At 67.9% G+C, this 22,263-nt stretch carries 22 protein-coding genes; 4 read left to right on the forward strand and 18 right to left on the reverse strand.

Annotation, left to right across the window (positions count from 1 at the left end; translation table 11 throughout):
* The first annotated feature begins 29 nt into the window (after positions 1-29).
* Positions 30-983 (forward strand): type I pantothenate kinase, encoded by a 954-nt coding sequence (gene coaA / locus OHA10_RS05445; RefSeq protein WP_137258708.1) that lies wholly within the window; start codon positions 30-32, stop codon positions 981-983.
* Here the strand turns inward: coaA and OHA10_RS05450 are convergent.
* The 6 genes from OHA10_RS05450 to OHA10_RS05475 are packed head-to-tail and all read right to left on the reverse strand — an operon-like array spanning position 964 to position 7,905.
* Positions 964-2,145, reverse strand: a complete 1,182-nt coding sequence (locus tag OHA10_RS05450) for an MFS transporter (protein WP_371405091.1) — start codon at positions 2,143-2,145, stop codon at positions 964-966. The two genes, coaA and OHA10_RS05450, sit on opposite strands and share 20 nt — an antisense overlap.
* Before the next feature lie 31 nt (positions 2,146-2,176).
* Positions 2,177-3,454 (reverse strand): aminotransferase class I/II-fold pyridoxal phosphate-dependent enzyme, encoded by a 1,278-nt coding sequence (locus OHA10_RS05455; protein ID WP_371405092.1) that lies wholly within the window; start codon positions 3,452-3,454, stop codon positions 2,177-2,179.
* The gene (locus OHA10_RS05460) at positions 3,436-4,512 is read right to left on the reverse strand and encodes an alpha-hydroxy-acid oxidizing protein (RefSeq protein WP_371405093.1); all 1,077 of its coding nucleotides are present in this window, start codon (positions 4,510-4,512) and stop codon (positions 3,436-3,438) included. Before OHA10_RS05460 ends, OHA10_RS05455 begins: the two co-directional genes overlap by 19 nt.
* Entirely contained in the window at positions 4,505-5,419 is a 915-nt protein-coding gene (locus OHA10_RS05465; protein ID WP_371405094.1) for an alpha/beta hydrolase, read from the reverse strand. Before OHA10_RS05465 ends, OHA10_RS05460 begins: the two co-directional genes overlap by 8 nt.
* A gap of 4 nt (positions 5,420-5,423) precedes the next feature.
* Positions 5,424-6,623, reverse strand: a complete 1,200-nt coding sequence (locus OHA10_RS05470; protein ID WP_371405095.1) for a cytochrome P450 — start codon at positions 6,621-6,623, stop codon at positions 5,424-5,426.
* Between the two features lies 1 nt (position 6,624).
* The gene (locus tag OHA10_RS05475) at positions 6,625-7,905 is read right to left on the reverse strand and encodes an SGNH/GDSL hydrolase family protein (protein ID WP_371405096.1); all 1,281 of its coding nucleotides are present in this window, start codon (positions 7,903-7,905) and stop codon (positions 6,625-6,627) included.
* Positions 7,906-8,170: 265 nt separating this feature from the next.
* Between OHA10_RS05475 and OHA10_RS05480 the strand changes: the two genes are divergently transcribed.
* The 3 genes from OHA10_RS05480 to OHA10_RS05490 are packed head-to-tail and all read left to right on the forward strand — an operon-like array spanning position 8,171 to position 11,555.
* Positions 8,171-9,640, forward strand: a complete 1,470-nt coding sequence (locus OHA10_RS05480; RefSeq protein WP_371405097.1) for a class I adenylate-forming enzyme family protein — start codon at positions 8,171-8,173, stop codon at positions 9,638-9,640.
* Positions 9,637-10,854 carry an MFS transporter gene (locus OHA10_RS05485; protein WP_371405098.1) on the forward strand — a complete coding sequence of 406 codons (1,218 nt, stop codon included), beginning with the start codon at positions 9,637-9,639 and terminating at the stop codon, positions 10,852-10,854. The genes OHA10_RS05480 and OHA10_RS05485 overlap by 4 nt, the downstream gene beginning before the upstream one ends.
* On the forward strand, positions 10,851-11,555 hold the full coding sequence (locus OHA10_RS05490) for an SGNH/GDSL hydrolase family protein (RefSeq protein WP_371405099.1): 705 nt from the start codon (positions 10,851-10,853) through the stop codon (positions 11,553-11,555). The genes OHA10_RS05485 and OHA10_RS05490 overlap by 4 nt, the downstream gene beginning before the upstream one ends.
* Here the strand turns inward: OHA10_RS05490 and OHA10_RS05495 are convergent.
* The 12 genes from OHA10_RS05495 to OHA10_RS05550 are packed head-to-tail and all read right to left on the reverse strand — an operon-like array spanning position 11,506 to position 22,253.
* Positions 11,506-12,834: a hypothetical protein gene (locus tag OHA10_RS05495; RefSeq protein ID WP_371405100.1), complete on the reverse strand. Its 1,329-nt coding sequence runs from the start codon at positions 12,832-12,834 to the stop codon at positions 11,506-11,508. The two genes, OHA10_RS05490 and OHA10_RS05495, sit on opposite strands and share 50 nt — an antisense overlap.
* The gene (locus tag OHA10_RS05500) at positions 12,831-13,805 is read right to left on the reverse strand and encodes an alpha-ketoacid dehydrogenase subunit beta (protein WP_371405101.1); all 975 of its coding nucleotides are present in this window, start codon (positions 13,803-13,805) and stop codon (positions 12,831-12,833) included. The genes OHA10_RS05495 and OHA10_RS05500 overlap by 4 nt, the downstream gene beginning before the upstream one ends.
* Positions 13,805-14,746, reverse strand: coding sequence for a thiamine pyrophosphate-dependent dehydrogenase E1 component subunit alpha (locus OHA10_RS05505; RefSeq protein WP_371405102.1), 942 nt, complete (start codon positions 14,744-14,746; stop codon positions 13,805-13,807). The genes OHA10_RS05500 and OHA10_RS05505 overlap by 1 nt, the downstream gene beginning before the upstream one ends.
* 4 nt (positions 14,747-14,750) lie before the next feature.
* On the reverse strand, positions 14,751-15,536 hold the full coding sequence (locus OHA10_RS05510) for a DUF3050 domain-containing protein (RefSeq protein ID WP_371405103.1): 786 nt from the start codon (positions 15,534-15,536) through the stop codon (positions 14,751-14,753).
* A gap of 11 nt (positions 15,537-15,547) precedes the next feature.
* Positions 15,548-16,453: a phytanoyl-CoA dioxygenase family protein gene (locus tag OHA10_RS05515; protein ID WP_371405104.1), complete on the reverse strand. Its 906-nt coding sequence runs from the start codon at positions 16,451-16,453 to the stop codon at positions 15,548-15,550.
* The gene (hppD, locus tag OHA10_RS05520; protein WP_371405105.1) at positions 16,450-17,517 is read right to left on the reverse strand and encodes a 4-hydroxyphenylpyruvate dioxygenase; all 1,068 of its coding nucleotides are present in this window, start codon (positions 17,515-17,517) and stop codon (positions 16,450-16,452) included. The genes OHA10_RS05515 and hppD overlap by 4 nt, the downstream gene beginning before the upstream one ends.
* Complete coding sequence (locus tag OHA10_RS05525) at positions 17,517-18,782, reverse strand: beta-ketoacyl synthase (RefSeq protein ID WP_371405106.1); 1,266 nt, start codon at positions 18,780-18,782, stop codon at positions 17,517-17,519. Before OHA10_RS05525 ends, hppD begins: the two co-directional genes overlap by 1 nt.
* Complete coding sequence (locus tag OHA10_RS05530; RefSeq protein WP_371405107.1) at positions 18,779-20,356, reverse strand: class I adenylate-forming enzyme family protein; 1,578 nt, start codon at positions 20,354-20,356, stop codon at positions 18,779-18,781. Before OHA10_RS05530 ends, OHA10_RS05525 begins: the two co-directional genes overlap by 4 nt.
* Complete coding sequence (locus OHA10_RS05535; RefSeq protein ID WP_371405108.1) at positions 20,353-20,781, reverse strand: hypothetical protein; 429 nt, start codon at positions 20,779-20,781, stop codon at positions 20,353-20,355. The genes OHA10_RS05530 and OHA10_RS05535 overlap by 4 nt, the downstream gene beginning before the upstream one ends.
* Positions 20,778-21,776, reverse strand: a complete 999-nt coding sequence (locus OHA10_RS05540; protein WP_371405109.1) for a beta-ketoacyl synthase — start codon at positions 21,774-21,776, stop codon at positions 20,778-20,780. Before OHA10_RS05540 ends, OHA10_RS05535 begins: the two co-directional genes overlap by 4 nt.
* A complete protein-coding gene (locus tag OHA10_RS05545) occupies positions 21,769-21,999 on the reverse strand; it encodes a phosphopantetheine-binding protein (protein WP_371405110.1) in 231 nt (76 codons plus the stop codon). The genes OHA10_RS05540 and OHA10_RS05545 overlap by 8 nt, the downstream gene beginning before the upstream one ends.
* Positions 21,999-22,253, reverse strand: coding sequence for an acyl carrier protein (locus OHA10_RS05550; protein WP_137259095.1), 255 nt, complete (start codon positions 22,251-22,253; stop codon positions 21,999-22,001). The genes OHA10_RS05545 and OHA10_RS05550 overlap by 1 nt, the downstream gene beginning before the upstream one ends.
* Positions 22,254-22,263: the final 10 nt, after the last annotated feature.

Here is a 22,263-nt window from a genome sequence, read left to right on the forward strand (position 1 = left end):
AATCCGTGCCGGTGGGAAGAATGGGCCACATGCTGCAGCCGTCGCGGGAGGTGACTCCCTACACCGAGCTCGACCGGGCCACCTGGGCGCAACTGGCCGAGACCACGGTCTCCCCGCTGACGGCGGACGAGGTCGAGCGGCTGCGCGGTCTGGGTGACGAGATCGACATGGACGAGGTCCGCGAGGTGTATCTGCCGCTGTCGCGGATCCTCTCGCTGTACGTCCGGCACGCCCGCGCGCTGCACGCCGACACCGAGAGCTTCCTCGGCAAACCGGCCGCGACCCGCACCCCGTTCGTGATCGGCATCGGCGGATCGGTTGCCGTCGGCAAGTCCACCACCGCGCGCCTGCTCCGAGAACTGCTGGCCCGCTGGCCCGAACACCCGCGGGTCGCGCTCGTCACCACCGACGGTTTCCTCTGGCCGAACGCCGAGCTCGAGCGCCGGAACCTGATGCAGCGCAAAGGATTCCCGGAGTCGTACGACCGCAAGGCCTTGCTCCGCTTCGTCGTCGAGGTGAAGTCGGGCATGGACGCGGTCGAGGCGCCGGTCTACTCGCACCTCCACTACGACCGCATGCCCGGCGTACGCACCACCGTCGAGCAACCGGACATCCTGCTGCTCGAGGGGCTGAACGTCCTGCAGCCGGCGCCCCGGCACGCGGACGGCAAGAGCGGCCTCGCCGTGAGCGACTTCTTCGACTTCTCGGTGTACGTCGACGCCGCGGCCGACGACGTCCGCTCCTGGTATGTGGCGCGCTTCCTCAAGCTGTGGGAGACGGCCTTCCGCAACCCCGAGTCGTACTTCGTCCGGTACGGCGAGCTGAGCCGCCAGGAAGCGATCAAGAAGGCCGAATCGCTCTGGGACGGCATCAACGGCCCGAACCTGCGCGAGAACATCCTCCCCACCCGCTCCCGCGCAACCCTGGTACTCCGCAAGGGCCCGGACCATGCCGTCCGCTGGGTCAGGCTACGGAAGCTTTAAGAGCCGGTACGACGGCTACCGCGACGACTGCGGCGGTCAGCGCGAACGCGACCGAGAAGCCGACGCCACCGACGACCGCGCCGAAGATCAGCGCGCCGGCACCCCAGCCGCCGTCGTACGCGAGGTTCCAGAGAGCGCTGACCTGGCCGTAGCGGGAGCGGTCGACGCGGTTGTACATCAGGGTCAGCGTGAGGTTCTGCGCGGCGCCGAAGCCGATGCCGAAGCAGGTCGAACCGATCAGGATCGCGACGGCGCTCGGGAGGAAGACGAGCGATCCGGCGCCGATCGCGGCGAGGATCAGCGCGGGTGCGAGCAGCTTCGCGGGGCCGGTGCGGTCGGCGTACCGGCCGGCCAGCCAGCGGGCGATGGGTGCCGCGATCGCCTGTAGCAGAAGGGCTGTGGCGACGAGTGATTGCTTGTCACCGGCAACGGCGAGAGGCAGGAAGGTGACGCTGATGCCTGCGGCAACGGTCACTGCGGCGAACATCAGGGTGGGGGTGAGGAGGCCGCTGCGTCGTAGGCCTCCGAGGACCTTCACATGCTGCTCTTCCGCGGTGTTCACCTTGGCGGGCAGACCGACCAGGGCCAGCAGTCCGGCGAGTGAGGCGATCGCGGCGAGGACGAACAGTGCGCCGAAGCCGATCACGTTGATCAGGTAGACACCGAGCGGCAGGCCGATCACCGCAGGTACGCCGACAGCCACGCCGTACACGCCGAGCGCCTCGCCACGTCGGGTCGACGGGGTGAGGTCGGCGACCAGCGCGACCGCGCCGACCACCAGGATCGCGAGCCCGGCACCACGGACGATGCAGACCGCGAGCACGACTGGCAACGCGGCCGAGGTCAGCAGGACCAGCGAAGGCGCACCGAGGAGCACGAGCCCGAGGCCGAGGACGACTTGGTATCCCCAGCGAGCCAGCATCCGCGGCACGAGCAACTCGACCGCCACCGCGGAGAACATCATCGCGGCGGTGGACAGCCCGGCGCCGACACCTCCGGAGCCGTTGGTCGCCAGGTAGAGCGGGACGACCGAGGTCAGCAAATACATGCTCAGCCCAGAACCAAACACCATCACCAACAACCGCCCGAACTGACCAGTCAGCAACCGCTGCGCGGCGGGCGTGGGGAGCGGGTGGGTGGGGAGGTCGCAGGTGGTGGTCATGGCATTCACGCTAGAGACATACCGGTCTCCGCTACAGATCCAGTTCTGCACCCTCTGAGAGGACCAGTTGATCGGTGATGAAGGCGGCCAGCCGGTTCAGCGCAGCGTCGATCTGATCGAGGGTTACCGCGCTGCACGACAGGCGGAGGGCGTTGATCGGGGTGTCGCCGTCGTAGAAGTGGCTCATCGGGGTCCACAGGACGCCGTACTCGTGGGCCGACTTCGCCAGCAGGGCGTCGTCGACCGGGAACGGGACCGTGACGACGACGAAGAAGCCGCCGGCGGGAACGGTCCAGGTGATTTCGCCGTTCGGGAAGCGGGCGGCGAGGCCGTCGGTGATCGCCTGGAGGTTGGCGGCGTAGACCGCGCGCTCGCGGCGGTTCGCGGCGACGAGGCTGCAGTCGTTCGCGAGGAGTTTGCCACCGACGACCGCCTGCGCGACCGGCGAGGTGTTGACCGTCAACATGCTTTTCAGCTTGGAGAGCTCGTCGGCCAGAAGTCCCGTGCCGACTGTCTGATCGGCGACGACATACCCGACCCGCGCGCCCGGCAGACCTGTCTTCGCAAACGAGCCGAGGTAGATCACACGGCGAGAGGTGTCGAGTGACTTCAACGTAGGCATGCGTTGATGACCTTCGGCCGGGAAGAGTCCGTACGGGTTGTCCTCCAGAAGCAGGAGGTTTTCCAAGGCGGCCGACTCGAGGAGGCGGCTGCGGGACGCCAGGTCCATGCTCAGGCCGGACGGGTTCGCGAAGTCCGGCATCACGTAGCACGCGCGCGGACGTCGTCCCTCCGCGCGGACCGACTTCAGCACAGCGGCGAGATCGTCCTCCTCCCCCACGGGTACGACGGGAAGGTCGACGAGGCGGGCCGCGCCGGTGATGCCGACGTACGTCGGGGCGATGGCGAGTAGCACGTCGTCGGGGCCGGCGCGGAGGGCGCGCAGTGTGAGGACCATCGCCTCCTGGCAGCCGACCGTGACGACGATCGCTTCCGGGTCGACGTGGATGTCCTCGTCGATCGCGAGGTTGCGGGCGACCAAGTCCTGGATGATGCCCTTCGTCCGCCCGTACTGGAAGATCGTCCGCCGAACCGCGGCCTCGTCGTACCCCTGGTCCCGCAGGTACTGCGCGAACAGCTCGAGGTACCGGTGCAGATCCTCGAGCGCGAAGAACTCCTCGGTCGGCCGGCCCGCTGCGAGTGAGATCGCCTCCGGGTAGTGGTGCGAGATCTCGTTGAGGAAGTTCATCGAATTCAGCGCCCGGTCGGTGAGCGAGCCGTGCAGATCGCTCAGCTCGAGATCGGCCATGTCGCTCTCCCCACGCTCAGCTCCCGTACTGCGGCGAGGTCCGCGCACCCCGCCAGCAGCATCGCGTCCCGCAACTCCCGGTCGAGCAACGCCAGCGCCTCGTCCACAGCGTCCACAGCAAGTGCCCACAGCAACGGTCGCCCGACGAGTACGCCGGAAGCACCCGAGGCGAGCGCCTTCAGTACGTCGAGCCCGCTCCGTACGCCGCTGTCCAGCAACACCACGCAATCCTTGCCGACAGCATCGGCAACCGGGCCCAGAGCATCGACCGACGCGATCGCACCGTCCAGCTGGCGTCCGCCGTGATTCGACACCACGACGCCGTCAGCACCTGTCTCGACGGCTCGACGAGCATCTCGCGGATCCAGGATCCCCTTGACCACAAGGGGGATCGGACACAGCGACCGCAACCACTCGACATCCCGCCACAACACGGCCGGCTCGAAGGCCGAGGCGGTATGCGCGGCCAACGCCGACAGCCCCGGCACCGCATCGTGGGCCTGTGTCACTTTGTCGACAAGGTTCTCCGGAGCGACATCCGGCGGGAGGGCGAACTCGTTGCGTACGTCCCGCAATCGACGGCCCATCACCGGGACGTCGACCGTCACCATCAACGCGCTGCAACCGGCATTCACCGCCCGCTCCACCAAGCTCGCCACCATCCGGCGATCGCGCAGCCAGTAGAGCTGGAACCAGGACGGCGCTACACCGGCGATCTTCTCGAGCGGGACACTGCTCAGGGTGCTGATGGTGTACGGGATGCCGACGCTCGCCGCGGCAGCTGCGACGAGCAACTCCCCCTCAGGATGCAGAAGCTTCTGGTAAGCCATCGGAGCAACCGCGAACGGGAGCTCCCACCGCGTGCCCAGGACCGTCCAGGACGAGTTCGGTTTGGCCGTGCCCGTGAGGACGCGCGGGGTGACGGTCAGCGCGTCGAAGGCCGCTCGGTTGCGGCGGAGCGTCTGTTCGGAACCACTGCCGCCGGCAACGAAGTCGTAGACAGCCGTCGGAAGAACGTCCCGCGCGAGCGGCTCGTAGTCGGCGAGTGACTCAGCCATCCGTGAAGATCCTGCCCAACCAGTCCGAGGCCTCACCCATGGCCTTCTTGCCGCCGTCCAGGATCCCGGACATCGCGAAGAAGCCGTGGACCATGCCGTCGTACCGGCTGAGGGTGGTCGGTACGCCCGCGGCGTGGAGCTTCTCGGCGTAGTACTCGCCCTCGTCGCGCAGCGGGTCGTACTCGGCGGTGATCACGAGCGCGGGTGGAAGGTTCGCGTGCGACTCTGCGAGCAGGGGTGATGCGAGTGGATCGGTACCGTCTGCGGGGTCTTTGAGGTAGTGCTTCCAGTACCAGTTGACCGAGGTCTTGTTGAACAGGTACGGGTCGGCGCCGTTGCGCATCGAGATGGTGTCGGAGCCGTAGAGCGTATTCGGGTACACGAGCAACTGTCCCGACAGCGCCGGACCGTTGTTGTCACGGGCAAGCAACGTGACGGCCGCGGCGAGGTTGCCGCCGGCGCTGTCGCCACCGACCACGAGCTTGTCGGGATGGAGCTGTGCGGCGATCCACTTCACCGCCTCGTAGCAGTCGTAAACCGCAGTAGGGAACGGATGCTCCGGCGCCAGCCGGTATCCGACGGTCACAACCTGGCAAGGTACGGCGTTCGCCAGCTTGCGGCTGATGCCGTCGGCGGTGTCGATGCTGCCGAGCGTCCACCCGCCGCCGAAGAAGTACGCGAGCGTCGGCAGCGGACCCGTCAGGTCCGGGCGATAGACCCGTAGCGGCAGCCCCGCGTCGGTCGTGATGTCCTCGACGAGATGGACCGGCTCGACCTCACCACCCGCGGCCCGGATCGAGGCGAGGTCCGCCTCACGGGCCTCGGCCAGCGTCTGGGTGTACAGCTGCGGTACGTCGTTCGCCTCGCGTTCGGCGCGCATCGCCTCGACCTGCGGGTCCAACGGCATCGCTTCACCCCAATCGGATCGGCATGGACGCATGTCCACGCAGCAGCAGGCTATGACTGCGAACCGGCTCCCCCGCCAGCTCGAGCCGCGGGAATCGCTGGAACAACTGGCCGAACGCCGCCCGCCCTTCCATCCGGGCGAGCCCCGCGCCCACGCAGTAGAACGGCCCCGCACCGAACGACAGGTGCTGCAGGTCCACCCGATCCGGATCGAAGGTGTCGGCGTCCGCATGCTTGGCCGGATCCCGGTTCGCGGCGCCGGGCAGGATCAGCACCAGGCTGCCCTCGGTGATCGTCTCGCCTGCCAGTTCGAGGTCGACCGATGCCTTCCGGCTGATCAGCTGGACCGAGCTCTGATGCCGCAGGATCTCCTCGACGCAGTCCGCTGCCCTGGCCGGTTCGTTGCGCAGGGCATCGACCAGCCCGGGTTGGGCGAGCAGCAGCTCGAGTCCGTTCGTGAGCAGGTTCATCGTGGTCACGAAGCTGGCGTTGACCAGCACCAGCAGGTTGTCGATCAGTTCCTGCTCGGCGAGCTCCGAGTCCACCAGCGAGCTGACCAGGTCGTCGCGCGGCCGGCCCCGGCGGTCGGCGAGCATCCGCGCGTAGTAGTCGTTCAGTTCGTCCGCGGCCTGATTCGCCGCGGCCAACCGCTCAGGCGCCTTCCCACCAAGGTCGAGGTAGTCGTCGATGGCCTTGGTCCGGTCCCGGAACCAGCCCAGGTCCGATCGCGGGATGCCCAGGAACGTACCGATGACGGTGATCGGCAAGCGGTACGCGAAGTCGACGAAGTCGATCACCTGCCCGTCCCGGCCGGCCTTGCCCAGGTCGTCGAGCAGCTCGGTGGCCAACGCCTCCACGACCGGCTCGAACCCGGTCAGCCGGCGCGGCGTGAGTACCGCCTGGAACACCTTGCGCATCCGCAGATGCTCCGGCTCGTTCTTGAACATCATCGACCCACCGAGCCGGCGCAGTACCGAGTCGCGAGGGTCGGGGTCGGCCGTCAGCAGCCGGTGGAATCGCGTGTCCTTCAAGGCTTCCTGGGCCGCGTCGTACCCGTTCACGACGACCGCGTACGGCGAGGTGCCGGGCTCGAGGCGGCAGACCGGACCGATCCGATGCAGCTCCGCGAAGAGCGGCATCGGATCGCGACGGCCCTGCTCGGAGCCGAGGGCGGCGAGAATCTCGTTCGCACTCCGAGCAGCCATGTCAACGCACCAGGTTCAGCGGGACCGAGGCAGCCATCAGTTGGTAGCCGGCGTCGTTCGGGTGGATGTGGTCACCCGAGTCGATGTCGGCACGCAGCTTCGACGGTGCGGCCGGGTCGCGCAGTACCTTGTCGAAGTCGAGCACACCGTCGAACTCGTGGCTCGACCGCAGGTAGCTGTTCACCGCCTGCCGAGTAGCTTCCTTGGCCGGCGTCCAGCTGTCCGTTCCGGAGAGCCCTTCGAACGGCGTGATCGTCGTGACCAGGCTGCGGATACCGCGCTCCTTGGCCTGGGCGTTCACCTGCCGCAGCGCGCCGATGATCTCGGCAGCCGAGTCGTCGGACATCCAGATGTCGTTGATGCCGAGCTCGGTGATGACGGTGCGTACGCCGGTCTGCGCGAACACGTCCTCGTTCAACCGGGCCAGCGAGTTGACGCCGACCTCGCCGAAGCCGGGGAACGCGCCGTTGTCGGACGGTTCGGTGCCCTCGTGGTTGAGTCGACTGCCGGCCAGGCCCGCGTTCAGCACGCTCGGGAACGGCTTGTGCCCGGCGGATGCGGCCAGTCGCTCGGCGAGCTGGTCCGGCCAGCGGTTGTTGGCGTTCGGTGTGCTGTTCGTGCCGTCGCTGATCGAGTCGCCGAGGACGACGATCGAGCCGGCGGAGTCGTCGGTCTGGACGTCTACACCGGACAGGAAGAACCAGCAGCACCGACGGGTCGTCGGGTAGTTCACGCCGGTCGGGTCGCTGACCCGGTTGCCGGTGCCGACGAAGTTGTCCTGGATCGACGATCCGTGGAAGGTCGTCGGGCCGGTGTTGTCCTGGAAGTACAGGCTGACGACGAGGTCGTCGAGCGTGCCGATCCGCAGGTTGACCGGGTCGCTGAGCAGCTCGCTGCCCTTGACCATCGACGCGCTGCCCGATCCGTTGAATGTCAACGTCCGCAGGGATGCCGGGTCGATGTCGGACAGTTCTGGCGTCGACTTGTCGGGCTTCGCAACGGTTGCCGCGGCGACCGTGACGGTCTTCTCGCCGTAGATGTTCGACAGCCGGACGCGGATCCGGTTGCCGCCGACGGTCGGGCGGATGTTCAGCCGCACGCTCTGGTCGGTCAGCCCGAGATTCGTCGAGCCGGTGGCGTCGCCGTGGGTGACAGCGGTCGCCCACGTGCCGACCCACTGGGCGTCGTGGTGGCCGCTCAGATTCGAGCCGGCCAGGCTCGATCCGGCGAGAGTGAGAGCCGCGGTGACCGCAACCGCGCGCCAACTGCTGGAAATGGACATGAACTGACCTCCAGGCGGAATGGATGCGGACGGAACGTAATACGCCAGAAGGAATCCGGTCAATGAATCAGAATGCATTTCTTTCGGGCCCGGCACAGCGGTTAGCGGATCAGTTGCACCCGCGAATCGCAGGGGTATTCCTTCACACCGCGCGGGGCGCCGATCGAGTAGAGTCACAAGGGACGGCTGGGGGTGGCCGGAGCCTGAGGGGAACCAGACGAAAATGCCGCCTGAATTCGTCCTGCCCGAAAACGGTAGCAATTATGTGGGTCAAGTCCTGGAGCTGTTCCGGGAATTCGCCGATCGGCCGGCGCTGGCCCGCGGTGACCGGACCGCGACGTACAGTGAATTGATCGCCGATGTACTGCGTTTCGCCGCCGCTTTCCGCGATGCCGGCGTCCGGCCGGGCGGCAAGGTGCTGGTGATGGCGGCGAACTGCTTCGACGCGCCGGCGCTCCAACTGGCCCTGCACCTGCACGGTTGCCGGGTGCTCTGGAGCGCGCCGATCACGTCCCGCCGCGAGATCGACCGCTTCGCGGCGCTGGCCGATGCCGACCTGTTCGTGTACGACGATGCGAGCGAGCTCGGCCAGGAGTTGGCGGACTCGCTCGCGCCGATGCCGACGTACCGGATCGCCGAGCTCGACTCGTCGACGCCGTACGAGATCAGTGCGACGCCGGCGCCGGACTCGGTGTTGCAGACCAGCGGGACGACCGGCGATCCGAAGCTCGTGCACCACACGCAGGCGTTCTACGAGCAGATCCTCGAGCTGGCCGCGGCCTTTGTCGCACAGGGTTTCCCGATGTTGCGGCACTACTCGGGGTCACCGCTGTGGCTCGCGAGCGGGCAGATCACCACATTCTTCAACCTGTTCACCGGCGGCGTGCTGTTCCTCACCGACACGTGGTCGCCGGACGAGTTCTACCGGATCGTGCCGGCCGAGCGGATCACGTCGACGTACGTGACGCCGCCGATGTTGTATGAATTGCTTGATTATCCGGATGGCGCGGAGGTCGACTGCAGCAGCCTGTTCATGTTCAACGTCGGCGCGGGCCCGGCGACGCCAGCGCGGTTACGGCAGGGGATCAGGCGCTTCGGTCCAGTCCTGCGGATCGTGTACGGGCTGAGCGAGTGCGTCGTGGTGACGGCGCAACCCGGGCTGACCGAGGACATGCGTCTCGCATCCGCTGGAACGCCGTACGGCGATGTCCGGATCGAGATCCGCGACGACGACGGCAAGGAGCTGCCGCCGGGCAAGACCGGTGAGGTGTGGGTGCAGAGCAACCTGGTCTTCGCCGGCTACCTGAACCAACCGGAACTCACCGCGGAGACCCTCGTCGACGGCTGGCTCCGCACGCGCGACGTCGGCTACGTCGACGAGCACGGCTACCTCTTCCTGGTCGATCGGGTGCACGACATGATCGTCACCACGCGGCGCAACTGGGCGATCTTCTGCCGCCCGATCGAGGACGCCCTCAGCACCCACCCGGATGTCCGCACCGCAGCGGTGATCGGTGTGCCCGACCCGGTGCAGGGTGAAGCAGTGCACGCCTTCGTTGTTACCAGATCGCCCGTGGCGGCGGCGGAACTCCAGGAGTTGGTCACCACGACGTTGAACGAGATGTGGGCACCGACCACGATCGACTTCGTCGACGAACTGCCGCTGACGAAGATCGCCAAGGTCGACAAGGTTGCCCTGCGCAAGCTCTACGCCGAACTGCACCCGCAGCCATGACGCCCAGACGCGGTCTCGTCATCCTGTTCGTCGCGGATGTGTTGTCCGCGGTCGGCAGCCGGATCACCATGGTGGCGATCCCGTGGCTCGTGCTCGTCACCACAGGCAGCGCGGCCCGGATGGGTCTGGTCGCCGCGGTCGAGCTCGTGCCGTACATCATCGCGAGCATCATGGCCGGCCCGATCATCGACGCGCTCGGCCCACGCCGTACGTCGATCCTCGCGAACCTGTCCAGCGCCGTCGCGGTTGCGGCGATCGCAGCCACCACCAGCCTCGGCTTCGCTGCCCTGCTCGTCCTCGTCGCCGTCGCGGGCGCGCTCCGCGGCGCGGCAGATCGCGCCAAGGATCTGTTGGTGCGCCCAATGGCCGAGGCCGCCAACGTCGAACTGATCCGCATCACGTCCCTGCACGAAGCCTTCGCCCGAGGAGCGACCCTGCTCGGCGCACCGCTCGGCGGGCTGCTGATCTACTGGACCGACGCCGCCAGCGTGCTGTGGATCGACGCGGTGACATTCGTGATCTGCGGCGTCCTGGTAGCGGCCTTCGTCCGCCCACCCGGGGTCGTCGCGGACACCCGCCGCGACAAGTACTTCCGCTCCCTGGCCGAAGGCTTCTCGTTCGTACGCCGGGACGAGTTGCTCGCGACGATGCTGATCACCACGTTCACGATCAACATCTTCGCCAGCGCGAGCACGGCGGTCTTCATCCCGGTCTGGGTCCGCGACGAGCTCGGCTCACCCGCCGGTCTCGGTCTGACCCTGGGCGCGTTCTCGGCCGGTGCTCTGCTCGGCAGCATCACGTTCGCCGTACTCGCCACCAAGGTGCCGCGCTACCTGACCTTCGCGATCGGAGCCTTCGTCGGCGGCAGTCCCCGGCTGCTCGTGCTCGGCCTGACTGATCATCTCGCCCTGGTCATGGTCGTGACGTTCCTGTCCGGTATCGGCATCGCCGCGATCAACCCGGTCTTCGGCGCCGCCCTCTACGAACACGTCCCCAAACATCTCCAGGCCCGAGTCATCGGTCTGGTCGCCGCGGCGTCCTTCGCCGGCCTTCCGCTCGGCGCCCTGCTGGCGGGTGAGTTGGTCAGCGCACTGGGACTGATCCCGGCCCTGATCTGGTCCGGCGTTGCGTGCCTGCTCGTCAGCGTGTATCCCTTGATCCGCCGCGGCCCTGGGAAGGTTCTCGACGCATCAAGAACAGTGGAGGCGATATGAACGAAGCCACTGACCCCTACTGCCTCCGCCCTGGCGAGAGCCTCGAGCTCCTCGCAGACCATCCGTGGCGGAGGTTCGTCGTCCTGGGCGACAGCGTCGCCGAAGGACTGTGCGAGCCGGTCGACGGTTACAGCGACCTCCAGTGGGCGGATCGCATCGCCGCCGAGCTCCGCGCCGTACGTCCAGAGCTCGCCTACCTCAACCTCGGCGTCAGCGGACTGCGCACCCGCGAGATCCTCGCCACCCAGCTCGAGCCGGCACTCGCCTTCGGCGCGGACCTCGCGCAGGTCGTTGGCGGCGGCAACGATGCGTTCCCGGCGACGTACGACGCCGACCGGGTCGATCGCGAGCTGACGCTGATGATCACCACGCTGCAGGGTGCCGGCGCGGAGGTGATGACGCTCGGCATGTTCGACATCTCGTACAGTCCGGCCGTCGCCGACTGGCTCCGTCCGGGCCTCAGGCAACGAATGCGAACACTCTCCGATCGCACCGCCGCGATCGCCGAGCAGCTCGGCACGATCCACGTCCAGCTCACCGACCACCCGCTGTCGACCGACCCGACTCTCTACAGCAGCGACGGCCGCCACGGCAACGCTCGTAGCGATGCCGTCGCGACCGCCGAAACGCTGCGGGCGCTCGGCCGCCGACTCAAGGCACCAGCAGCAGACCGCTCGTCAGCGCACCCTGGCCGACGTTGACCACGGGTCCGGCCCCCGGGACCGTGAAGCGGAGGTAGGCGCCGGCCGGCGTACCCGCGAACAGGTACGGCGCGACGCAGAACGGCACGTCGGCCTCCTGGGTCTCTCCGGTCTCGAGGTGCACGAACTGCATGGTGAGCCGATCCACGTCGATGTGGCGCTGAACGATGTAGCCGCCCTCGCCCAGCGCTTCCTCGATCGCGTTCGCCCAAGCCGCATCGTCGGCCTCGGGACCGACGACCACGCCGACGCCCCCGTACGAACCGTTCGGCTTGAGCACCCACTCGTTCCGATCGGCAAGTACCCGCTCGCGCAGATCTGTCGACAGAATCTCCGTCCGCGGTACGTGCTGCCGGACCACTTCCGCGTCGGCCGGGTCCAACTCGTCGAGGTCGCTCCACAGCCAGGCCAGGATCGTCTTGCTCGCCAGCAACCAGCTCGCGGTCGCGGTGAACATCCGCACCGACCGGCTCGCGACGGCAGTTCCCAACGCATCCAGACCGTCGCTCGGCTTCATACCCTGCGGGACGAACATCCGCAGTACGGCGTCGATCGGCCCGTCGTCGACGCAGAGCCGGCCGGAGTCATCCAACGTGAGCCACTCGACCGGATACACCCGCATGTCGAGGCCCAGCTCGCGACCGCGCTCGCTGAACGGCTCGAGCAGCTTGATCATTGCCAGCCCGTCCTGCGAACCCGGGTAGGTCCCGCCCGTGGTGAAGACCATCGCCAACCGATCGTCCCCGGTCAGTTGCAATGCCGACCGCACCGCTTCGTATCGCGCGTCGACCGCCGACGCGGGCGCAGTCAGCCCGAGCTCGTCCAGCACCGCATCGCCCGCGTAGGCCGCGAGGAACCGATGAGCGACTCCGTCCGAGTCGTGCGCCCCACCGAGCGCGCTGTCGATATTGGCCTCCACGACGTACGGCGTCCCGCAGCTGAGCAGGATGTCCGCGCGAACCCCGCCGAGCAGGTCCTCGGTCAACGGCAGCTCCTCGTCCAGCAGATCGATGTACCCGACCGGCATCTCGAGCGCCCGCCGCAACTCCCCCGCCGTAGTCGCCCTCCGCAAACACGCACCCAAGATCAGCCGGGCGACGGTTGCGGACAGCTCCGTCAAGGACTGGTAGGCGGTTGCGGACATGATCGGCGGCCGGAGCGGTCGCCACTCCTTGTTGTGCGTCGCCACTCCTTCGTACACCTCACGCCACGAGGCCGTCCCCCGCCGCACCAGCGCCGTACGAGTTGCTTCCGGCAACTGTTGCCACACGTCACTCATCTGTCCTCCAGTACGGCGTTGATCGCGGCAACGAGCTGATCCCGGTCAGGTTGGATCGCTCGGTCGAGGGCAAGGGCGAACGGCAGGACCGCACCGTCCGGGCGGGTCACGCGCCGGGGCGGGGCATCCAGGGTGAAGCGTTCGGCGGCGACTGCGAGGATCTCGGCGGCGAAACCGCTGGTGCGGTTCGAGTCGTCGATCACCACGAGGCGGCGGGTCTTCGCGACCGACGCGGCCAGGCCGTCGAGGTCGAGCGGGTAGACGGTCCGCGGGTCGAAGACTTCGACGGAGATCCCGTGCCCGGCCAACTCGTCCGCGACGGCCAGCGCGTCGTGTACCAGGTGGCCGAGGGCAACGACCGTTACGTCGCGGCCGGACCGCGCCAACCGCCCAGTACCGAGTGGAACCGGTCCGAGCGTGCTGAAGTCGACGTCGTCACGGACGCCCAGGGCGGCCGACGGAGCGAAGAAGACGACTGGGTCATCGTCGCGGATGGCTGATACGAGGAGTCCGTAGGCGTCGGTGGGAGTCGCGGGTACGACGGTCTTGATGCCGACGTGGGCGAGGAGGGTGTAGGGGTGATCCGAGTGCTGGCCGGCCCAGCCCGTGCGCGAACCTGATCCGGTGACGACGTACGTCACGGGAACTTTGCACTGGCCGCCGGTCATCAGGGAGAACTTGTGTGCCTGGTTCGCGAGTTGCTCGAAGACCAGGAACAGGAGTGACGGGATCTGGAACTCGATCACCGGGCGCATCCCGGCCAGCGCGGCGCCGGTCGCGAAGTTCGTGAACGCCTGCTCCGACAGTGGAGTGTCGAGCACCCGGTCCGGGCCGAAGCGGGACAGCAGTCCGGCGGTCAGATTGGACGCGGCGACCCGGATGTCCTCACCGAGCAGGAACACCGACGGATCGGTGTCGAGGGAGTCGGCGAGGGCTCGGTTCATCGCCTTCAGGTACGAGAGCTTCGGCATCAGGGCATCACCGCGTACAGGTACTTGAGGGCGTCGGCCGGATCCGGGTGCGCACTCCCGAGCGCGAACTCGGTCGCCGCGTCGAGCACCGCCTCGACCTCGTCGTCGACCTCGGCCCGCTCGTGCTCGGACAACCGGGCGCCCTGGATCACGACCGGATCCCGGGAAACCCCGGCAGCGACCTCATCGGGCGAGCGGTAGTCGAGCCGGGCACGATGCTCGAAGGTGTGATGCGCGTCGAAGCGATAGGTCAGGCACTCCAGGAACATCGGCCCCTTGCCGGACCGAGCCCGCGTGACGGCAGCGGTAGTTGCCTTGAGCACCGTCTCCGGGTCCTGGCCGTCGATCGTGAACGCCGGTATCCCGAACGCCCGCGCCCGGCCGGTGATGCTCCCGGCGACCGCCGACCCGACCGGCATCGTGGTCGCGTACCCGTTGTTCTCGCAGACGAAGATCACCGGAATCCGCCAGAGCGCGGCCAGGTTGAAGGCCTCCAGCAACATCCCCTCGTTCATCGCGCCGTCGCCGAAGAACGTGACCGCGACCGTGTCCCGTCCCTGCCGCCGGTGCGCCCAGGCCGCACCGGTCGCGATCGACCCGGCCGCCCCGACGATCGCGTTCGCCCCGAGAATCCCGAGGCTGAAATCCGCCGCGTGCATCGAACCGCCGCGGCCCCTGTTGAGTCCGGTCTCCCGCCCCATCAACTCGGCGAGCAGTCGTCCCGGGTCGGCCCCGCGAGCCAGCACGTGACCATGCCCGCGGTGGGTACTCGTGATCACGTCGTCCGACGTCAACGCCGCGCACGCACCGGCGGCGATCGCCTCCTGGCCGACGTACGGATGAATGCCACCGACGATCTCACCGGACCGCACGAACTCGATCGCCCGCTCCTCGAACCTGCGGATCAGCCGCACGGTCCGGTAGAGATCGACAGTGCTCATGCGGTCAGGCCTTCACAGCCGCGAGGATCGCGTCCCACAGGCGGGCGCGGGCCGCGAGCGCGGAGTTGATGGTGTCCGCGCAGGCGTCCCATTTGGCCTGGTCGTCGCCGCAGAGGTCGGTGACCATCTGCATCGCCATCGGGGTGTGCTGCTCGCCGTCCACCTCGATGTGCCGTTCCAGGTAGTCGACGAAGGTGTTGAGCCGGTTGGACCGCTCGTTCACCGCGACGACCTGCTGGAACATGTCCGGGATCAGGTCCTCACGCCCGAACGCGAAGGCCGCCGCCTGGCAGTGGATCGGCGCGTTCTCGATGATGTCCCAGGTGGTGCCGGCGAAGTCGATCGACGCCTGCGGTACGCCGGCAGCCTTCAACGACTCGACCACGGCGCCGCCGCTGCGCAGCAGATCGATCAGGTGCGTGATCGCCGACGTATCCGCGCCGGCCTCCACCATGCCGTTCACGTACAACTCGAAGTGGCTGATGAAGCCGTCGCCGAGCTCGTCGCTCTCCTCGACCATCACGATGTCGTTGATCAGCCGTCGGCTGCTGCTGTGGGAGGTCGGGATCCACGGCACCGTGACACAGGTGAGTTCGCGCTGCAGGGACTTGAGCAGCGACATGAAGTCCCAGACCGCGAAGACATGGTGCTCCATGAAGGTGACCAGCGCATCGTGGGTGTCGAGGTTGGCGTAGAGCGGATGCTGGACGACCTTGTCGCGAGCCTCGCCGACGGCCTTCTCCAGCTGCTCGATGCCGGGGTGGGTCTGACCCCAGTCGTAACGGGACATGTCCTGATCTCCTAGCGGTCGGCCCAGAGCGTTGGGCAGTAGTCGGGGTCCGCGTAATCCGGGCGGCCGTTGGGTGTACGGCGTACCAGGACGTCGTGGTTGTAGGCGGCAAGAGTTCCGTCGCTGAGGGGGAACTCGCGATAGCTGTTGGCGCCGTCCTGCAGGTGCAGGGAGATCGCACGGCGCGGGCGGTCGGTGACGTTCGCGCCGCTGCCGTGGTAGGTGCGGCAGTGGTGGAAGTTCATATGACCGCGTGGGATCGTGATCTGCAGCTTGGTCACTTCGGCGCCGTTGTACGCCGCGTTCTCGGCCAGCATCTGATCGAGCTGGGACCGGTCCCGCTCGGCGAAGTGGCGTACGACGGTGTCGTCGGCGCCGATCTCCTGCCAACGGTGGCTGCCGTCGACCATCGTGATCGTGCCCATCTCCGGCGGACAGTCGTGGAACGGGATGAACGCGGTCAGCATCCGGTCCGACGACGAGGACGACCAGTAGTGCTTGTCGAAATGCCAGGGCACGATGTTCGACGGCTCACCGGAGATCGGCGGCTTGTAGATCAGCGTCGACTGGAAGATCCGGATCTCGTCGGCCTGCGCGAGCCGTGCCGCGACGGCCCCGATCAGCGGCTTGCGGAGGATCTTCGCCAGGCCGTCGTGTTCGTAGTGGACGTAGTCGTTGTGCCGCTGGACGTCGCCCTTCGACGGGTCCCAGTACGCGAGCCTGGGCGGCGCGAGCGGCAGGGTGCGGTCGCGCTCACCGGCGTAGTACCGCTCGCTGGCGTTCACCAGCTCGTCGGTCTCGTCGTCGGTCAGCAGTTTCTTGGACAGGTACCAGCCGTGCTCGTTGTAGAAGGCAACATCCTCGTCGGTGGGGAGGAGCTCGACCTCTTCCTCGGACAGCTTGAACTCCAACGTCATGAGACCCCCTCGAGCTCGCGCTCCTTCGCCTCGTACAGCGCCTTGATGTTGCCGCTGCCGAACGTCATCGCGCCGCGGCGCTCGATGATCTCGAGGAACAGCGTGCGGCGGACGTGCATCGACTCGGTGAAGATCTGCAGCAGCTGGCCCCAGTGGTCCCGGTCGACCAGGATGCCGAGCTTCTCCAGGTCCTCGATCGGCGTCTCGACCTCGCCGACGCGTTCCGGCAACGCCGTGTAGTACGTCGACGGCGAGGCGAGGAAGTTCACGCCTCGACCGGCCAGCGTGCTGACCGCCTCGACGATGTTGCCGGTCCGCAAGGCGATGTGCTGGACGCCGGCGCCGGCATGCCAGCTGAGGAAGTCGTTGATCTGGCCGGGCCGACGATTCGGGTCGGGCTCGATCAGCGTGAACGTGACGTGTTTCGACGGACTCTGGACGACGGTCGACTCCATCCCCTGCCCGGCGACCTCGATGAACTCCTCGAAGATCGGCAGGAACCCGAAGACCTTCTGGTAGAACTCGACCGTCGGCTTCAGCTGCCCCGAAGGCACGCAGATGGCCAGGTGGTCGATCTCGCTGAACAGCTTCTCGTCCGGCCCGGTCGCGGGCTCGGTGATCTGGATCGCGCCGGGCAGGAACTCGTGCCGCGGCCCGCGCCGTTCGACGAGTCGGTGGATCACGTCGCCGAAACCACCGACTTCGGCGATGACCACCGTGGTCTCCTGGTCCGTGTAGATCACCGGCGCGGCAACCGATTCGGCGCCCCGGGCAAGCAGTTCGGTGTACGCGCCCGCCGCGTTGTCGACCTCGATGCCGACCACGGCAACTCCGTCTCCGTGCCGCTGCACGTAGGCCGCCGCCGGGTGGTCGGCGACGAGCCCGGATGTCAGCACGATCTGGACCGCGTCCTCGCGGAGCAGCAACGAGCGCTGTCCGGGCAGACCGGTCTCGGGTCCGCCTTGGCCGTGTATCTGCAGGCCGAACGCGTGCCCGAGGTAGAACGCAGCCTGCCGAGCGTCGCCCACGTACAGCTCGACGTGGTCGATCCCGTAGATCTCCATTAGGCCTTCCCCTCACTGTTGATGTCGCGCCTGTCCGGCGTACTGGCGGCGCCGAGGAGCAGGCTGACGTTCTGACCGCCGAAGCCGAACGAGTTCGACAACGCGTACTCGAGCCGGACCTCGCGGGGTTCCTTCCGGACGTGGTCCAGCGGGCAGGCCGGATCCGGGTCTTCCAGTTGGTACGTCGGGGGCAGCAGCCCGGTCGTGATCGCACCGACCGCGGCCATCGCCTCGACCACCCCGGAGGTGCCGAGCATGTGCCCGGTCAGCGCCTTGGTCGAGCTGACCGCCGGCTGGTGATCCCCGAATGCCTTGCCGATAGCAACCGACTCGGCGACGTCCCCCAGCTTCGTGCTCGTCCCGTGGGCGTTGACATAGCCAACCTGCCCGGGCCGGACACGCCCGCTCGCCATCGCCAACCGCATGCACGCCGCAGCGCCTTCACCGTCCGGACGCGGAGCAGTCGGATGATGCGCATCGGAGTTCACGCCATACCCGGCAACATCCGCATACCCCCGGGCGCCCCGGGCTGCAGCATGCTCGGTGCTCTCCAGCACCAAAAGCGCGGCACCCTCACTCAGGACAAATCCGTTACGCCGCAGGTCGAACGGTCGACTCGCCTCGGCCGGGTCGTCCCACCCACGAGCCAGCGCCCGCGCATTGGCGAACGTCTCGGCAAACGTCGGGAACAACGGCGCCTCGCTCGCCCCGCACACCACCACGTCGGCCTCACCGGACCGGATCAGGCGGACGGCGTCCGCGATCGCCTGAGCGCCGGAGGCACACGCCGTACCGACCGACGAGGTAAATCCCCGGATGCCATGGCGGATGGCGACGCGGGCGGCCGGCATGTTCGGCAGGATTCCTGTGAGCAGATAGGGGCTGACTGCGGCGCGACCACGTTCGGCGCGTGCGATGACCTGCTGCTCGAGGGTCGCCATCCCGCCGACCCCACCGACGATCACGCCGATGCGATCAGGGTCGACGTTGTCGCCGATCACCAGGCCGGCGTCGGCGAGCGCGTCCGCCGCGACGAGTTGGGCCAGGATGACGGTGCGGTCCATCACCTTCCCGTCCGGTCCCTTGGCGAGGTCGCCGGCGTCGAAGGGCGGCAGGATGCCCGCGAGCTCGATCGAGTTGGCGATGGGATGGTCCGAAGGTGGTTTGACGATGCCGGATCGCCCGTGCAGCAAGGCGTCGTACGCCGCGCGTGCACCTCGGCCGACCGGTGTCATCAGGCCGATCCCGGTGATGGTGGCGTTCATGAGCGAGCCTCCCGGAGGGCGACCTTGCGGACCTTGCCGGTCACAGTGACCGGCACATCGCCCGCGCCGACCACGGTGACGTTGCGAAGGATCGCCGCGACCTCGTCCCCGACGGCTGCCCGTACGTCGGCCGTGCGGTCGCGGTCGGGCGCGTCCGCGGAGAGTTCGAGCAGTACGTCGGCGACGTACCGGCCGTTGTCCGGGGTGATGATCACCGTGCAGTCGGCGACGTCGGGGAGGGCCGCGAGGATGCGTTCCTCGGACATCGACGTGAAGAGTTGTGGGCCCTCGAAGCCGGCGACCGCATCCGGTACGCGGTCCAGGTGGAAGTAGTGGCCGGTGTCGTCGCGGTAGACCAGGTCGCCGGTGAGGAACCAGCCGTTCAGCCGGAATCGGTACGTCGTGCCCGAGTCGTTCCAGTAGCCCGGTGAGACCGACGGCGACCGGAACCCGAGCAGGCCGACCTTGCCCGTCGGCAGCTCCTCGCCCGTCGAGCTGAGCACGGTCGCGCGGGCGAACTCGTACGGCTTGCCGATGCAGCGGCCGTAGTGGTCGCTCTCGATCGTGTGCGTGATGTGGAAGCCGTTGTGGCCCATCTCGCTGGAGCCGAGACCGTCGATGAAATGACTGCCGCGGACGGTCCGCCGGCCCTCCCGGGTGACGCTCTCACGGGTGCCGGCGGCAACGAGTTTGCGGATGTGCGGTTCGTGCGCGCAGTCGCCGGTGTTGAACCACATCCGGACCGAGTCGAGATCGTGCCGGCTCAGGTCCTCGCGGGCGAGTCCGGCCCAGGTGACGGCGAATCCGTAGACGGAATGCGGCTTCCAGCGCTCGATGTTCTGCAGGACGTACGGCGCGTCCTGGCTGGACAGCAGCAGCATCTCGGCGCGATTGCCCAGCACCTGGTTGACCATCAGGATCGTCGCGGTGTGCGGGATCGGGAGCGCGTTGAGGATTCTGTCGGTGCCTTGCGCCTGCGGCATGGTCAGGAGGTGTTTGAGGGCGGCGTACAGGGTGGTGTGGGTGTGCAGCACAGCCTTCGGTACGCCGGTGGTTCCGCTGGTGTGCGTGATCACGACGGGGTCGTCGGCGTGGTGCCGGTAGTGCTGCGGTGCTTTGGCCGGATCGCCTTGCCCGAGGTCCCTCGGCTCGGCCAGGACTTCGGTCTCGAGCAGCGGGCGGTGCCGGGCGTCGGCGAGGACGGCCGTCACGCGCAGGCGACGTATGTACTCGTCGGCGATCGGCGGGGCCATCTTGCCGTTGAGGAGCGCCGGGATCGCGCCGAGGCGGGTGAGGGCAAGGAAGCTGAGCACGATGTCCTGGGCTTCGGTGGCCCAGATCGCGATGACGTCGCGGCGGGTGATGCCGTGTTCGTGCAGCCACGCCGTACGGGCCTGGACACGTTCGTCGAGTTCGCCGAGGGTCAGTGGGTGTTCGGCCGGGAAGTGGTCGACCGGGGTGTCGAAGGTCAGGCCGGGGCCGTTCGGGTCGGCACCGTACTCGAGGACCGTTGCGAGGACGTTGCCGGTGCCGATGGCCGGGTCCGCGGCCAGCTGTGCTCTGAAGCTCTTCATACCGGTTCTCCACTCACCATCCGGGCGAACGCGTGGTCGGCGTCCACCTCCACGATCAGGACCTGCTCGGCGTCGCCGTCGTCGAGCAGCAGGCCGGCTTCCTCGAGCCCGCCGTCGGTCACACACACGACCGGGCCGCGCAGGTCCCACTTGGCCGCGATCCATCCGGCGATGCTGTTCGGCACCGACTGGAAGAAGTACAACGGCCCGATGCGCTTGCCCTCAGCAACTGCTTCACGGACGTGGTCGGCGCTGACGCGATCGCCGTCGCTCACGAGCACGATCCCTGTCAGTGCTCCGGTCTCCACCTGAGCCAGGCACCGCTCGGCCGCCGCAACCACCATCGGGTTGAACGCCGACCCCACGAACCCCGGCACCCCCGGCGGCTCCCCGCCGTCCCAGCGCCCTTCGGCCACCGTCTTCATCCGACCCGCACCACCAATGCGGTGTTCGCTCCACCAAATGCGGAGTTGAGCGACATCGCGTACGGCGAGGTCACCGGCCGCGGCGCATCCAGAATCAGATCAACCGCACACGCAGGATCCGCCTCCAAGAACCCCGCATTGACCGGCAACTTTCCAGCCCGCACTGCAGCCACCGTCACCACGAACTCCACCAACCCCGAAGCCTCCAACGCGTGCCCATGCGCGCTCTTCGTCGAAGAAACCGCCGGCCCGCGGAGCTGGTTCAGCGCGGCGGCCTCGGATGCGTCGGCGTAGGTGGTGCCGGTTGCGTTGGCGTTGACGTAGGTAATGGCTTCGGGTGGGAGGTTTGCTTTGCGGAGGGCCGAGTTGATGGCGGTGGTCAGGCCTCGGCCGTCGGGGGCAGGTTGGACGGGGTGGTAGGCGTCGCCGGAGCGGGCGCAGCTGACCAGCTCGGCCAAGCCTTCGCCGGCCTGCAGGACTACCGCGGCCACGCCGTCGCCCAGCAAGGTGCCGGTGCGATGCAAGGAGAACGGCCGGAGGGCGCCGTCGGTGGACAACGCTCGGCCGGCGTCGAAGAGTGCGAACTGATAGGGCTCGACCAGGTAGGCGGCTGCTACGACGACCCGGTCGACGCGGCCGAGGCGGATGAGGGTGAAAGCGTCGGCCAGGGCCGTGGTGGCGGAGACGCAGGCCGAGGTATAGGTCCGCAGCTGGCCGAAGTCCCGGGACGGCGGCGTATGCAGGGCGAGCAGGAGCGGCGTCGTACTGCGGTCGACACCGGCCTGCACGCATGCGTCGGCGATCGCTTGGTCGAGTTCTTCGTCGAGCGTGCCGGCATCCGCGGCGATCGCGGCGTGGTGGGTGCGGCGGTTGCTCGTGTCGAAGCGCGTGACTTCGGCGAAGGCCGGGGTACCGGACAACTGTGCCGACGGGCCACGGCCCAGGGCAGTCAGGATCGACATGCCGGTCACGGCGACCGGGAGCGGTTCAGACATGGCTGGTCAGCACCTCGCGGAGAACGGCGACCGCGTCGTCGATCGTGCTCATGCGTTCGAGCTGGTCGTCGTCGAGCGCGACGCCGTACTGCTGCTCGACCTGATGGACCAGCCAGGCCAGCTCCATCGAGTCGAGGCGTTCGGCGTCCGGCGGGCGCGGGCCGAGGCCGGCCAACCAGGTGAGGATCTCGGCCCGCCCGGGCGGGGGTGGGGTCGAGTTCATCAGACCTGCTGAGCGACCCGGCCGGCCACCTCGGTGGTGAACTCGCCGACCGTCATCAACGCCAACTGCTCGGACTCGTCGTCGGAGAACCTGACCCCGAACCGGTCCTCGACCCGCACCGACAGATCCGCCAGCGCCAGCGATTCCAGATCCACCCCGGCCGGGCCGAGCGTGGTGTCGTCGTCGATCCCTTCGGTGTCGTAGTTCATGTCCTGCAGTTGCGCGATAACGAATGCGCGAACCTCGTCCTTCATCGGTATACCT

It is taken from the genome of Kribbella sp. NBC_00662 (assembly GCF_041430295.1).
In the GTDB taxonomy this organism is placed as follows: domain Bacteria; phylum Actinomycetota; class Actinomycetes; order Propionibacteriales; family Kribbellaceae; genus Kribbella.